11 protein-coding genes are annotated in these 14,287 nt (G+C 36.0%); 4 read left to right on the top strand and 7 right to left on the bottom strand.

Translation table 11 applies throughout. The features are described 5' to 3' along the window. Positions 1-14 precede the first annotated feature (14 nt). Entirely contained in the window at positions 15-1,433 is a 1,419-nt protein-coding gene (locus AC2VNP_RS06155; RefSeq protein ID WP_486916500.1) for a DHA2 family efflux MFS transporter permease subunit, read from the top strand. Between the two features lie 76 nt (positions 1,434-1,509). On the opposite strand, the gene AC2VNP_RS06150 is transcribed toward AC2VNP_RS06155, so the two are convergent. The 3 genes from AC2VNP_RS06150 to AC2VNP_RS06140 all read right to left on the bottom strand — a co-directional run bounded on the left by AC2VNP_RS06150 (position 1,510) and on the right by AC2VNP_RS06140 (position 3,949). Then, a complete protein-coding gene (locus AC2VNP_RS06150; RefSeq protein ID WP_486916499.1) occupies positions 1,510-2,763 on the bottom strand; it encodes an MFS transporter in 1,254 nt (417 codons plus the stop codon). Between the two features lie 278 nt (positions 2,764-3,041). Then, complete coding sequence (locus tag AC2VNP_RS06145) at positions 3,042-3,236, bottom strand: YdiK family protein (RefSeq protein ID WP_275120791.1); 195 nt, start codon at positions 3,234-3,236, stop codon at positions 3,042-3,044. Continuing rightward, entirely contained in the window at positions 3,233-3,949 is a 717-nt protein-coding gene (locus tag AC2VNP_RS06140; protein ID WP_486916498.1) for a CPBP family intramembrane glutamic endopeptidase, read from the bottom strand. Before AC2VNP_RS06140 ends, AC2VNP_RS06145 begins: the two co-directional genes overlap by 4 nt. A 607-nt stretch (positions 3,950-4,556) precedes the next feature. Between AC2VNP_RS06140 and groES the strand changes: the two genes are divergently transcribed. Both groES and groL read left to right on the top strand, forming a co-directional pair. Then, positions 4,557-4,841, top strand: coding sequence for a co-chaperone GroES (groES, locus tag AC2VNP_RS06135; RefSeq protein WP_275120793.1), 285 nt, complete (start codon positions 4,557-4,559; stop codon positions 4,839-4,841). 50 nt (positions 4,842-4,891) lie between these two features. Beyond that, positions 4,892-6,523: a chaperonin GroEL gene (gene groL, locus AC2VNP_RS06130; RefSeq protein WP_418201696.1), complete on the top strand. Its 1,632-nt coding sequence runs from the start codon at positions 4,892-4,894 to the stop codon at positions 6,521-6,523. Between the two features lie 83 nt (positions 6,524-6,606). On the opposite strand, the gene AC2VNP_RS06125 is transcribed toward groL, so the two are convergent. The 4 genes from AC2VNP_RS06125 to AC2VNP_RS06110 form a co-directional block, all read right to left on the bottom strand. Continuing rightward, complete coding sequence (locus tag AC2VNP_RS06125) at positions 6,607-7,821, bottom strand: site-specific integrase (protein ID WP_486916497.1); 1,215 nt, start codon at positions 7,819-7,821, stop codon at positions 6,607-6,609. A gap of 229 nt (positions 7,822-8,050) precedes the next feature. Further along, positions 8,051-9,250, bottom strand: coding sequence for a site-specific integrase (locus tag AC2VNP_RS06120; protein ID WP_486916496.1), 1,200 nt, complete (start codon positions 9,248-9,250; stop codon positions 8,051-8,053). A 96-nt stretch (positions 9,251-9,346) separates the two neighbouring features. Then, a complete protein-coding gene (locus tag AC2VNP_RS06115) occupies positions 9,347-9,589 on the bottom strand; it encodes a helix-turn-helix domain-containing protein (RefSeq protein ID WP_486916495.1) in 243 nt (80 codons plus the stop codon). A gap of 336 nt (positions 9,590-9,925) precedes the next feature. Further along, a complete protein-coding gene (locus AC2VNP_RS06110; protein ID WP_486916494.1) occupies positions 9,926-10,723 on the bottom strand; it encodes a tyrosine-type recombinase/integrase in 798 nt (265 codons plus the stop codon). 322 nt (positions 10,724-11,045) lie between these two features. On the opposite strand from AC2VNP_RS06110, the gene AC2VNP_RS06105 reads away from it, so the two are divergent. After that, positions 11,046-14,285 (top strand): helicase-related protein, encoded by a 3,240-nt coding sequence (locus AC2VNP_RS06105; RefSeq protein ID WP_486916493.1) that lies wholly within the window; start codon positions 11,046-11,048, stop codon positions 14,283-14,285. The last annotated feature ends 2 nt before the right edge of the window (positions 14,286-14,287 follow it).

Raw genomic sequence — 14,287 nt, 5'->3', positions numbered from 1 at the left:
AAATGGTGGGTTGTATGGGAAATATATCGGATAAATGGATGGTCGTCATAGCTGTTTTGATCGGGACCTTCACGTTAATTTTAAATAATAGTATGCTCAATCCAGCAGTGCCGCAGCTTATGAACGTATTTAACACAGATGCGGTTTCGACAGGTTGGGTTATTACCATCTTTATGGTAACTATGGGTATGATCATGCCGGTTACTGGTTTTTTAGGTGATAAGTGGGGGAAAAAACGGTTATATATCATCGGTTTAAGTATCTTTGTAATAGGTTCTATCCTAGGTTCTTTTTCATGGAATTTATCGTCACTCATCTTTTTTAGAGGACTTCAAGGAATTGGCGGGGGCATCATGATGCCATTGTCGATGGCACTGATTTTTGCTAATTTTCCGCGTAAGGAAAGAGGTCTTGCAACGGGAGTTTACGGGGTAGCTGCGATGATGGCGCCGACAATTGGGCCGACAATCGGCGGAATTATTATCGAGACAGGGAGCTGGCATTACTTATTTTTATGTAATGTACCAGTAGGATTATTAGGGATTTGGTTTGCATCAAAGTATTTAAAAGAAACGGAATTGAATAAGTCGATTACGTTTGATCGCTGGGGTTTTATTACAGTAACACTTGGGGTCGGATTGATCCTCCTTGCCTTAGGGCGAACATCAAGTCTAGAGCATTTAACATACGCTTCAAATATCGTCTTAATTATCGTTGGATTAATTAGCTTAGTTTTATTTGTAATGATTGAGAAAAGACAAAAGTTTCCACTATTAGATTTGTCTATATTTAAAATTACGACGTACTCGTTAAGCGTATGGATTTCTGGAATTACGTCTATAGGTTTGTTTGGAGGAATCTTCCTTCTGCCGCTTCTCTTACAAAATGTGTATGGCTACAACGCAATTACGACTGGTCTTGTATTTTTGCCTGCTGCGTTATTAACTGGGATCTTCATGACCGTCGGCGGGCGGCTTCTCGATAAAAGAGGGGCAACAGGCGTTGTAACGGCAGGGTTAATTATATCCACCATAAGTACATTTTTATTAGGTGTTATGACGATGGAAACGTCACTTGCTTTCATTATTATCATTATGGCGATCAGAGGGATTGGATTTGGGTTATGCAGTATGCCTGCAACGACAGCAGGTATGAACGCGATTCCTGAACAAATCGTTTCCCGAGGTTCAGCGATGAATAATGTATTAAGGCAAATGAGTTCCGCATTAGGAATTGTTTTTATTTCTATTTATTATGAAGTAAGAAAAGCACAACTTTATGGGGTAGAAGGTTCGGTTGAAATGGCGAACTTACAAGCCATTAATGAAGGCTTTATCATTCTAGCTGTTCTTACCGCCATTACGGTACCAGTTGGTTATCTACTTGGAAAAACGTCAAAAGAAGCACCTGTCCAAGAAAAAAGTGTATCCTAATTTATTCTACGATAAAGCACTCCTTGTTATAGGGAGTGCTTTTTATAGTATTAGTTAGTCAATGGATAGACAGTGCTTACATGCTCTTTGTAGAGTCGTTAACGACATGTGTACTCTGAACTTTACCCGCTCTTAAAAATAAAAACGCAATGATCATAGTGATGGCTGCTGTAAAAAATAAGCTGTCTCTTCCGAAGAGATCCATCATGGTGCCTAGCAGAAATGGAGCAATAATTGCTGATGACATTGAAAATAAATAATATAAACCAGTGTACAGCCCAATTTTCGATGTTCCACCTAAGTCACTAACTAAAGCATACGCTTGAACATTAATACATGCCCAAGCGATCCCTGCTAGGAACAGAACGACTCGAATAAATAGTAAGCCCTCTAAAAAGGGAATAACAGCAAACATGAGCGGTAAAAAGATAAGACCAATTAACATTAAGGGCTTTTTACCAAAACGTGTTCCAAGTAAACCGGCGGGAATAGCAAATAAAACAAATGATAAGCTAAAAAATCCAAGTGTTACGCCAGCTTCGCCCCCTGTCAGCCCTAATTGCTCAGTGGCCCAGATTGAAAAAAGTGCTTCAACGCCTGTGTACCCTATAAAATATAAGAAAATCGCATAAAAAATAAACAGCTTGCCACGGTTTTCTTTGATAAATAAATTTTTAATTCCATCCTTTAATGTTTTCAATGCTTGCGTTTCCTCTTGGTCTGCTGCTGTATTATCTGTGAACGGCGGGTTACGGTCAATCACTAAATACAATAAGATAAAAGCAACGAATAAAATGCAACCACCAATGACAAAGGGAAAGATTCGGTCTAAGTCAAATAGAGGAGAAAGTACAAATAAGGCGATAATCGCACCGACACCGCCCATAAAATTAATAACCCCATTTGCAGTAGAACGGTTCGATGATGGTGTGTGGTCAGGCATAAGCGAAATAACCGGTGCACGGTAGACGGTCATTGCTAATAGAAAAACAATATCAATAGCTAAAAGGATGAAAAGACCAATGCCTGAAACAAACGGCAGCAGGGCAAATGTAATCGCAGCCAACGGCATCCCGACAGCGATAAATGGGAGCCGTTGTCCAAGCGGAGACTTAACACGGTCCGACCACGCCCCAATGACAGGAATTAATAAAACGGCGAGCAAGTTATCAATTCCCATAATGGCTCCACGTATCGCACTGCTTTCAATATAATCTCCAAGAATGAGTGGCATAAATGTGTTATAGATCGTCCAAACGAGCGTTAAGGCAAGAAAGCCACTGCCAATTACTGCAATTTTCCCATAAGAAAATAAATGTTCTCTTTTCATAAATAGCTCCTATGTTAATTAGTCAATGCTCTATTATATTCCGACCAATATCCTCTCTTTCCTTTGGATTTACAATTTTCTTACAGTACTTTTACAATCTCTACAATTAGATATAAATGTGAACGTCATGAGTTTTTTGCTGGAGGAAAGAATAGATCACAAAAAGAGGCTAGTTCATAACATTCCCCCGGAGTAGGGCATGTTTTATGAACCAGCCTCTTGATTAATAAACGAACATAGTACTTAATTAAACGTTTGATTAAGTGCTGTGTTCTCTTTTATTTTGATTTTCGAATGTACTTTCGCATTTGAAAAAAACGATAAGCCATCATAAAGTCAACGGCAGCTAAACCGATAAATAAGTAAGTCCAAAAGTTCCATCCTGCAACTTGGACATTTTGAATAGCTAAATAGGTGAACATGACACCGATTAAGGCGTATACGACCGCCATAAACGTAGGAGACGTCCTCATACTAAAAATCCTCCAATAAATGATTGTATTTGATCTAGTTGTTGTCGTAATTCATCAAGGCGTTCTCCATATACAACGTGAACTAAGACAGCCAATGTATTCATCGCAACGTGTGCAATAATCGGTACGAGAATTCGCTTTGTTTTTACATATAGATAAGAGAAAACAAAAGCAAGAGCAGTGTAAACTAATAAGTAATCTAAATCTGCGTGCACAACTGCAAATATTAATGAACTAATTAACGCAGCAATAATAAAGTTGTATTTCTTATAGAGTGAACCAAAAATCACTTTTCTAAAAATAATTTCCTCAAGAATAGGACCAATGACAGCCATAACGATGATGAATAAAGGAAAAATTCGAGCATATTCTGATATTCGTTCCGTGTTTTCAGAACCAGGTTCTACACCTAAAATAAAGACCGAAATGTAAATGGAAATGTACTGTGCGACAAATGCAAGGATCACACCAAGGATCGACCACATCGCAGCATCTGCTTTAGATGAACGACCACGTACTTCATGACGGTTTCGAATATCAGGCAAAAGCAAGAGGATAATGATCAATAATGCTGCAGAAAAGCTAATCGTACTCCAAATGCCAGGTATTCTTTCTAAAGGTACATCGTAAAGCTTGAGTAAAGGAACACCGATAAAAGCTGAGAGGTGCATGGCGATATATGTTATTAATACCCACCAATAGCGTTTAGACACAATAGAAATCCCCTTTGTATTAAATGTAATGTTTTTAATTCGGACATGTATTTTACATTCTATCATATTTATTTAAAAAACTAGAAGGAATGACCCTCCTCCATCCCGAAGAAAGTCTAGCTCACTAATACAAATAATAGAGGATGTCAAAAAGTCCGGGAAAAATATCTGGCAGTAGAAGACCTTCGACTAAGAGCCCCACGTCCTGAGGGAACGTCGAAGTCACCACATCCTGTGGAAGCTCGTTGGTTTGCTGCTGCGTTCCTCACGTATTAATAGCATACGCTGCGGTACTCGCAACTGCACCGCCTCAAACTTCTTGGATCTTTTTGTCCTCCTTTTTGAACACACACTAATAATTTCTTTACAAATAGTTTATAAAATAGCGCAAATGGTTATTCTATTGAAGGCTTTTGGTCATTAATACAAGTTGTATTATTAATTTTAGAAAAAAATTCTTATAAAATACTTGCAAAAAAAAATGTGAGTGATTATTATAATAATTGAAATTAGCACTCAACCACATCGAGTGCTAACAAATCTCCTCACCCTAAACTTTTACATAATCTCGGGGAGAAAAAACAATATTTTAAGGAGGTTGTTTTCCTTGTTAAAACCATTAGGTGATCGTGTTGTAATTGAGTTAGTTGAGACTGAAGAAAAAACTGCAAGTGGTATCGTTCTTCCAGATTCTGCGAAGGAAAAACCACAAGAAGGAAAAATCGTAGCAGTTGGTACTGGTCGCGTACTTGAAAATGGTGAGCGTGTTGCTCTGGAAGTGAAGGAAGGCGACACAGTAATTTTCTCTAAATATGCAGGTACTGAAGTAAAGTACGAAGGTAGCGAATACTTAGTTTTACGTGAAAGCGACATTTTAGCTGTAATCGGTTAATAAATGACGAAACGATAACATATTGAACAAAATTTTAGGAGGTTGAAACGATGGCAAAAGATATTAAATTCAGTGAAGACGCTCGTCGCTCAATGTTACGCGGTGTAGATGCATTAGCGAATGCTGTAAAAGTAACTCTTGGACCAAAAGGACGTAACGTGGTTCTAGAAAAGAAATTCGGTTCTCCGTTAATTACAAATGACGGTGTAACAATTGCTAAGGAAATCGAACTTGAAGATCCATTTGAAAATATGGGTGCGAAATTAGTTGCTGAAGTAGCTAGCAAAACAAATGATATTGCTGGTGACGGTACGACAACTGCAACGGTTCTTGCTCAAGCTATGATCCGCGAAGGTTTAAAGAACGTAACATCTGGTGCTAACCCGATGGTTATCCGTAAAGGTATCGAAAAAGCAACTCGAGTGGCTATTGAAGAATTACAAAACATCTCTAAGCCGATCGAAGGTAAAGAGTCTATCGCTCAAGTAGCTGCAATCTCTTCTGCTGATGATGAAGTAGGTAAGATTATTGCTGAAGCTATGGAGCGCGTTGGTAACGATGGTGTTATCACAATTGAAGAGTCTAAAGGATTTACAACTGAGCTTGAAGTGGTAGAAGGTATGCAATTCGACCGAGGATATGCTTCTCCTTACATGGTAACAGACTCTGATAAAATGGAAGCTGTATTAGATAACCCTTACGTTCTTATCACAGATAAGAAAATTGCAAGCATCCAAGAAGTACTGCCTGTACTTGAGCAAGTTGTTCAACAAGGTCGTCCGATCTTAATTATTGCTGAAGATGTTGAAGGTGAAGCTTTAGCAACATTAGTTGTTAACAAACTTCGTGGTACATTTAACGCGGTAGCAGTTAAAGCTCCTGGCTTTGGTGACCGTCGTAAAGCAATGTTAGAGGATATTGCAATCTTAACTGGTGGAGAAGTAATTACAGAAGATTTAGGATTAGATCTTAAATCTGCTGACATTACTCAACTTGGTCGCGCTGCGAAGGTAGTTGTAACGAAAGAAACAACTACAATCGTTGAAGGTGCTGGCGAGTCAGATAAAATCGCTGCTCGTGTAAACCAAATTAAAGCACAAGTAGAAGAAACAACTTCTGATTTCGATAAAGAAAAATTACAAGAGCGCCTAGCTAAATTAGCTGGTGGTGTAGCGGTTCTTAAAGTTGGTGCTGCTACTGAAACAGAAATGAAAGAGCGTAAACTTCGCATTGAAGATGCTCTTAACTCAACTCGTGCAGCAGTTGAAGAAGGTATCGTAGCTGGTGGTGGTACTGCATTAATGAACGTTTACAAAGCAGTAGCTACTATTCAAGCTGATGGCGATGAGCAAACAGGTGTAAACATTGTTCTACGTGCTCTTGAAGAGCCAGTTCGCCAAATCGCACACAATGCAGGACTTGAAGGATCAGTTGTTGTTGAGCGTCTAAAAGGTGAAGGCGTTGGCGTTGGATTTAACGCTGCAACTGGCGAGTGGGTAAACATGGTTGAAGCTGGTATCGTTGACCCTGCTAAAGTTACACGTTCTGCGCTTCAAAACGCTGCATCAGTTTCTGCAATGTTCTTAACAACAGAAGCTGTAATCGCTGACCAACCAGACGAAAATGGCGGCGGCGGAATGCCAGACATGGCTGGCATGGGCGGTATGGGCGGCATGATGTAATCTGCCCCTTGAACCCTTGGTATGACTGGGTTTGTTGGTAAGGTGAGAGTGAAATGCTAACATTTTGCTAACATTGAGGTTAATTAACGGAGGCTTCTCATGAGTTCACTGAACTTTTGAGAGGCTTCTTTTTTCATTTCTTGGGTTACGTGGAGGTACACATTTTTTGTAATTTGATCGTCGGTATGACCAAGACGATCCATGATTTGTTCGAGTGAGACACGGGCTTCGGCAAGAAGTGACGTATGAGTGTGTCGCAAAGAGTGCGGTGTTAACTCTTCATTTAAGCCGGCAATAGAAAGCAGCCTTTTCATACGGTCTCGAACGTTTTTTATCACAATAGGATAACCGAACTGTCGCTCCATCTTGGCAAAGATAAAGTCCTTATTGTAGTAGTCGTTACCTAGTCGCTTGATTACTTTATTCTGAACCTCTTTATGGTCTTTTAAAGCTTGAAGAACGTCTTCATCTACGACAATTTTCCGCCGAGACTTGCGGGTTTTCGGTGGGAGCAATTGATACTCCACGGTATTATTATTTGGATTATAGTACGTTTTGGTTATGCTTATCGTTTGGTTTAACAAGTCCACATCCTTCCATTTGAGAGCAACTAACTCTCCGACTCTTATTCCTGTATAGGCCAGTATTAGAAACGCCAAATAATCATGTTCAAGCCCATGTTGTTTAGCCGTTTCTAAAAACAAGGCAAGTTCTTCTTTTTCAAGGTAATTTGGAACTTCCTCTTCTTCAAGTTGTTCAATCGTTTTCTTGTCTTTTTTAACGTAAGCAAACTCAGTCGGATCCTTCTTAATAAGCTCCAGTTCTAAAGCTTTTCTAAAGATCATTCTTCCTGTTCGGTTAATCCCCTCCCTTGTACTATCAGATAACCCTTGATCTTTTAGATCATTGAGAGCATCTTGATACATCTTTCTGGTGATGTCTTTTAACTTTAATTGAGCAAAATAAGGTAACAACCTCCCAATTTCATGGAGTCGAACTCGAATCGTGCCGGGTTTTACATTTTTCATTTCACTGTAGACTGGTAGCCACTCACTTGCAAAGTTTCCAAAGGTTTTATCTGTTTCTTCTACATATGTTCCTTCGTATAATTCATGAATAAGTGTCGTGGCAGCCGTTTCTGCTTCTTGCTTGGTACTAAATCCACTTTTTGATTTTTGCTTTCTTTTACCGGTAACTGGGTCTATTCCTACATCAACTACAAATGCCCATTTAGCACCGCAAGTACACTTTTTCTTCTTCTTGCAAGTACAGTTTCTACGATAACAATGTCCTTTCATTGCATTGAAAAACCTCACTTTCTTAGTGAATTTGTTACAGCCATCATTATTCCCACTTTGTAATTGGATAACCCCTCCGCTAAAATTGAAGAACATTAAGAGGATCAAGCGTATTTTAGTAACACCAATGAAAGAATAAAATAGCTGTTAGCAAAAAAATATAATGCACAATAACTACTATGTAAATGAAAGCAAACAATAAAATTTGCTTTCGAAAAAGTAAAATAGCTCAAACTTCTAATAAATTACTAAATTTATCTGAAGCTGCCCTTTTCACTTCCGACGTGAAATGAAGATATACTTTTCTAGTTACCTTTTCGTCATAATGTCCTAAACGATCCATAATCTCTTCAAGAGTTGCCCCAGCTTGAGCAAGAAGGGATGTATGTGTATGACGAAGTGAATGTGGAGTAAGTTTTGTATTTAGTTTTAATAATTTTAATAACCTATTCATTCTGTATTCAACTATTTTAATTAAGACAGGAAATCCCGGATATCGTTGGAAATTAGCAAAAACATACCCGTAGTCTGAGTACTTCTCTCCGAAACGATGAATTAATAACTCCTGCTCTGTTTTTTGTTTTTTTAACACTTTTATTACTGTTGAATCTATAGCTATTGTGCGACGTGATCTTAAAGTTTTTGGTGGAACAAGTTGATAGTTAACAGTATTATTTTTCTTGTTATAGTAAGTCTTGGTGATTCGAATTGTTTTAGCCTTAAAGTCAATATCTTTCCATTGAAGTGATACCAGTTCTCCGACACGCATACCAGTTCGGGCAAGTGTAGTAAATATGACATTATCCATATATAATCCATTTTCTTTAGCGGTATCTAAAAATTTTAAAAGGTCTTCTTTTTCAAAGAACTTTGGCAGTTCTTCTTCTTCATCAATGATTGTTTGTTTATCCTTTCTGATAAAGGCATTTACTGCTGGATTATCATCTAATAATTTTTTATTTTTAGCATATTTAAATATCATTCCTCCTGTAGTATGAATGCCTTCTAACGTACTTTTAGCTAAGCCTTTAATCTTTAGGTCATCCAATGCATCTTGATATTTTTTTTCTGTAATATCTTTTACTTTTAGATAGCCAAAGTAAGGCATTAATTTAGTAATACTATATTCCCTATTATCTATAGTACCGGGCTTAGGTGCATTTCTATCAATATAGTAAGTTAGCCATTCCTGAGTAAAATCTTTAAAATTCATATCTTTATCAATGGTATCTCCGTTTTTTACTCTTTCTAAATAGGTTTCCGCAGCCAAACGAGCCTCTTGTTCTGTATTAAACCCCCCCTTAGTTTTTTGTTTTCTTCTACCATTTTTAGGATTAATACCGACATCAATGACGTAAGTCCACTTCTTGTTACAAGTGCAATTTCCTAAATTACACTTGCAACCTCTTTTAAAAAAATGACCTTGCAATTTAATAACCTCGCTATCTTTTTGTATTTTATTTTGTAAAGATTATTATTAACAAGGAGAAGAGAATTGAACGTTAATAAAATCTCCCTCTCCCCACTAATTTAATGATGTTTTGCTACACTTTTTCTCTTTCTGTTGCTTAATCCACTGCTTGAAATCTTCCTTATCTACTCTTTTGGAAATCCCAATTTCAAAATTTGGAATACCACCTTGCTGAGAGTGAAGTTGAAATAGCTCATAAACTCTTCTTCTAGAAATATCAAGGAATTCTGCAATGTGAAGTGCAGTTAAAGTGTCGGGTAATGAATCCCAAGTCTTTAATTTTTGTGTGTTTTTCATTAGAAATATCCTCCTTAATTTTTACTTTTTTTATTCTCTTGTTTTGAATTTACCGGTTAAATTCTGAAACATTATAACTTTGGATTTTGGCCGTTTTAAGTATTTGAAAAAAATTTTTTTTGTTTTTATTTATTAAAATTGAAATAGTGTATTTGCTAGATTATTTTTGTGATGTAAGTGGAAATGTTTTAGGGGTGACGGTATGAAACACTTATAAGCCGTAGAAGAGGTTGAAGTATTTAGAGAGAAGCATATCGCATTAGCAGTAATTACAAGTATTAACATAATAAAAAAGCAGCTCATATTCATTAACTGACTCTGAGCTGCCTTTCCCTTTTAATCTTTATTATTGGTATTTAAAAAATGAGAGTAAGTGTTTAGTGTTGTTTTTATGTTGTGATGACCTAATCTCTCTGTTATAACATCAATGCTCTCACCATTTTGAATTAAAAAGTGGGCGTGAGTTAGACGTAAGCCATGAAAGGGTATTTCTCTTACGCCTGATTTATTAACTAAGCTTTTAAACTGTCCCTGCACTTTGCCTGGAGTAATAATCCCTCCACTTTTATTAGTGAAAACAAGATTAAATTTATTTTGAAATTCCTTGCCTAGATCAATATTTAATTGTTCTTGTTGTTTTTTATGGGCTACTAATTTCAGAATAATTTGTTCAGGCAATGAAATGGTCCTTTGGTGATAACTTGGGATTAAAAATAAATTTCTTTCCAGTCCAGTGGAAGTTTTGTCAACGGTTAATGTTTTTTCATGAAAATTAACATCAGACCATGTTAAGCTAGTAACTTCTCTTAAACGTAACCCTGTAGCTAATGTTACTTCATACAATAAACCATTATCAGTACCTTTAGCTAATTTGAGAAATCGCTGAATTTCCAGGTCATTCCATGTCTGCACTTTATATGGTTTGCTTGTTTTAGGTTCATGTAATTTTTTAGCTAATTTTTTAATTATTAAATTTTCAATCCGAATTGTTGAATTTAGAAAGTCTTGTGCTTCTTCTCGTGATTTAAACCCTCCCACTATCTTTCGAGTCCGTATCCCATTTTCGTTAATTCCTTGATCGAATATTACTCTATAACTCGTTTCATTCATTTTCTGTACTCTTTTAATTGTCATTTTAATGTGCCTCCAGTTTTGTTAGGTTGATATTTATCTGAATAAATCACGATATATGATACTCTTCATGTTCGACAAACTTATTCTGAAACATGATACCCTCAAATTTTTTTCGTTCGAAGGGCCAAACGAAAAAAATTCGGTTTTTAGGGTTAGTCTCATATTTAATATGTTTTTTACATATAAAGGACAATTGATATAGGGCATTTAGTATTTGTAAAATAACTGGTATAATTTAGTTAATAAATTACTAGATAACTACCGTTAAAAATGAACTAAATTTATAGTATCCAGAGCTGAACAGAAGAAGGGGAGCTAAATTATGCATAAAGGAATTATAGATAATAAGCAAACGGGGTTAGTAGGCGATGTATTAAAAGAACATATTCAAAAAGGAAGTAAAATTTCTGTTGCAGCTGCCCATTTTACACTTTACGCGTTTGTCGAATTAAAAAAAGAACTTTCTAAAATTGAGGAACTTAGGTTCATTTTTACAGAACCAGCTTTTATAGAAGATAAAGATTTTAATAAAGAGAGAATCGAAAAGAATGAAAGTTTGTTGTACGGTGTTGAGGAAGAACATATGTACAAAATGGACTTAACACAAGGCTATATTGCGAGAGAGGTTGCTGGTTGGTTAAAGTCCAAAGCAAATTTCAGATCTGTAACTAAACAGAAAATTCAAGGTGGTCTCTATCACCTTTTGAACAAGAATGGAAGCCAGGTTGGCTTGGTTGGTGGTGCGCCGCTCTCAAGTGCAGGTCTAGGTTACAGCAACTCACCTAGTATGTACATTAATCATATTGTCGATGATCCAGAATCAAACGAGCAGTTATTAAACAAGTTTGAAACAATTTGGGAAAATAAAGATGCCTTGCATGACGTTAAAGCCTCTATAATTGAGCGAATAGAATCATTACATAAGGAAAATGCCCCAGAATTTATTTATTTCGTGACTTTATATAACCTGTTTAAAGAATTCTTAGAAGGTGCCAAAGATTTTAATGAATTACAGTCTAAAACAGGGTTTGAAAATACTATCATTTGGAATAAACTTTATGATTTTCAAAGAGATGGAGTAGTAGGTGCCATAAATAAAATTGAAAACCAAGGTGGCTGTATCATCGCAGATAGTGTAGGGCTTGGTAAAACGTTTGAAGCGTTAGCGGTAATTAAATACTATGAATTACGAAATCACAGAGTACTTGTATTAGCACCCAAAAAACTTAGGGAAAACTGGTCTATTTATAGACTGAATGATAATAGAAATATTTTAGCTAAAGACCGTTTTTCTTATGACTTATTAAATCATACAGATTTAACAAGGGTGTCTGGTTATAGTGGTGATATTAATCTCGAACACGTTAATTGGGGTAATTATGATTTAGTCGTTATTGATGAGTCGCATAACTTTAGAAATAATGAGGCTCGTAATGATCGAGTAACAAGATATTCTAGGTTAATGTCAGATATTATTCGTGCCGGTGTCAAAACGAAAGTATTAATGCTATCCGCAACCCCTGTTAACAACAAGCTAGATGATTTGAAAAATCAAATTGCTTTTATTACAGAAGGCGAAGATACTGCACTTCAGTCATCTTCCAATATAAAAAATATCTCACATACGATACGAGTGGCGCAGTCTCAATTTAATAAGTGGTCTAATCAATCAGAAGACAAAAGAACGACAGAGCGTTTATTAGATATGTTAAGTTGGGATTACTTTACTTTGCTCGATTCGTTAACGATTGCTAGATCAAGAAGACATATTGAGAAGTATTACAATATGAATGATATTGGTCAATTTCCAACGAGGTTACAACCTTCAAATAAGAAAATAGATGTTGATAAACAGGGGGAATTCCCGTCACTTGAAAAAATTAATAACGATATATTGAGGCTACGCCTTGCTGTGTATTCCCCAATGCAGTATATTATGCCAACGTTGCGAGATGCGTATAGTGAGAAATATGATACAAAAGTGGCAAATGGCCAAGTGTTTAAACAAACAGATCGCGAAAATAATTTAATTCACTTAATGAAGTCGGGTTTACTTAAACGACTAGAAAGCTCTGTCCATTCATTTTCATTAACGCTCGAAAGTATTGTGGCGAATATTAACGGTTTCATTGATAAAATTCAAAACTATACCCCAACGACAAATACTACAGAACACATTTTAGACATTGATATTGATGACCCTGAGTTAGAAGATGCACTAATCGGATCTAAGGTGAAGATTTTATTAAGGGATGTAGACTTAGTTCGGTGGAAACAAGACTTACTTTTTGATAGAGACATCCTTGCTCATTTATTAGAATACGCCAAGAAAGTTTCACCACAAAGAGACGAAAAGCTATTAACGTTAAGGAAAGAAATCAAAGAGAAAATAGAAAGTCCTATTAATGGTCAAAACAAAAAAATACTTATCTTTACGGCTTATGCAGATACAGCAAAATACTTATATGAAAATCTACATAAATGGGTATTGCAATACTTTGACATCCATACAGCCTTAGTAACTGGATCAGATAACCCAAAAACAACATTTAAAATAAAAAAAGTAGATTTTAACAGTGTGTTAACAAACTTCTCACCACTGTCGAAAGAACGAGAAAAAGTGATGCCGAATGTGCAGGGAGAAATTGATATTTTAATCGCAACGGACTGTATTTCAGAAGGTCAGAACTTGCAGGATTGTGACTACTTAATCAATTATGATATTCATTGGAATCCTGTAAGAATTATTCAAAGGTTTGGACGTATAGATCGTTTGGGAAGTAAAAATGAAAAGATTCAACTTGTAAATTACTGGCCATCAATGGAACTTGATGAATACATCAATTTAGTAGGTAGAGTAAAAGACCGAATGACCATTTTAGATATTTCATCAACAGGTGAAGAAAATGTCATTGCTGAAAATAGTAATAAAATGAAAGATCTAGAATATCGCCGTAAACAGTTAGAAAAGCTGCAATCAGAAGTGATTGATTTGGAAGATATGTCAGGTAACATTTCACTAACAGACTTCACAATGGATGATTTTCGGATGGATTTGTTAAATTACATGAAAACAAATGAAGAGATCGTTAAAAATGCTCCATTAGGCTTGTTTAGTGTAACAACAAATAGAAACGAAAAAATCAAAGAGGAAATTGAACAAGGTATTATTTTCTGCTTAAAACAAATCAATAATTTTACTGATACAAATGAGAAAAATGCATTGCATCCATACTATCTCGTTTTTATGAAGGAAGATGGAGAAGTGTTATACAACCATGTTCATGTAAAAAAGATTTTAGATATTTATCGCTCTTTATGCCATGGTCAAAGCTCGGTTGAAGAAATGTTATACAATCAGTTTTATAACGAAACGAACAATGGCAAAGATATGAGTCAGTATAAAGAGTTACTTGAAAAAGCAACTAATGAAATACTTGGAAAAATGGAAGAGCAATCGACATTAAATATTTTTAGTTTAGGAAACTTAGATGAGCTTGTAACTAGTGCTAATACAAGCTTAAATGATTTTGAAATCATCTCGTATTTAATTATAAAGTAAGG

The sequence above is a fragment of the Alkalihalobacterium sp. TH-98 genome, assembly GCF_057473385.1.
Note: the sequence above shows the minus strand (reverse complement) of the source record. Positions and strands in the feature narration are given on the sequence as shown.

Excerpts from the sequence above, each read along its gene's own strand:
- AC2VNP_RS06105 (WP_486916493.1), top strand. The coding sequence starts at position 11,046 with ATGCATAAAGGAATTATAGATAATAAGCAAACGGGGTTAGTAGGCGAT.
- AC2VNP_RS06125 (WP_486916497.1), bottom strand. The coding sequence starts at position 7,821 with ATGAAAGGACATTGTTATCGTAGAAACTGTACTTGCAAGAAGAAGAAA.
- AC2VNP_RS06110 (WP_486916494.1), bottom strand. The coding sequence starts at position 10,723 with ATGACAATTAAAAGAGTACAGAAAATGAATGAAACGAGTTATAGAGTA.
- AC2VNP_RS06155 (WP_486916500.1), top strand. The coding sequence starts at position 15 with ATGGGAAATATATCGGATAAATGGATGGTCGTCATAGCTGTTTTGATC.
- AC2VNP_RS06115 (WP_486916495.1), bottom strand. The coding sequence starts at position 9,589 with ATGAAAAACACACAAAAATTAAAGACTTGGGATTCATTACCCGACACT.
- groL (WP_418201696.1), top strand. The coding sequence starts at position 4,892 with ATGGCAAAAGATATTAAATTCAGTGAAGACGCTCGTCGCTCAATGTTA.
- AC2VNP_RS06150 (WP_486916499.1), bottom strand. The coding sequence starts at position 2,763 with ATGAAAAGAGAACATTTATTTTCTTATGGGAAAATTGCAGTAATTGGC.
- AC2VNP_RS06145 (WP_275120791.1), bottom strand. The coding sequence starts at position 3,236 with ATGAGGACGTCTCCTACGTTTATGGCGGTCGTATACGCCTTAATCGGT.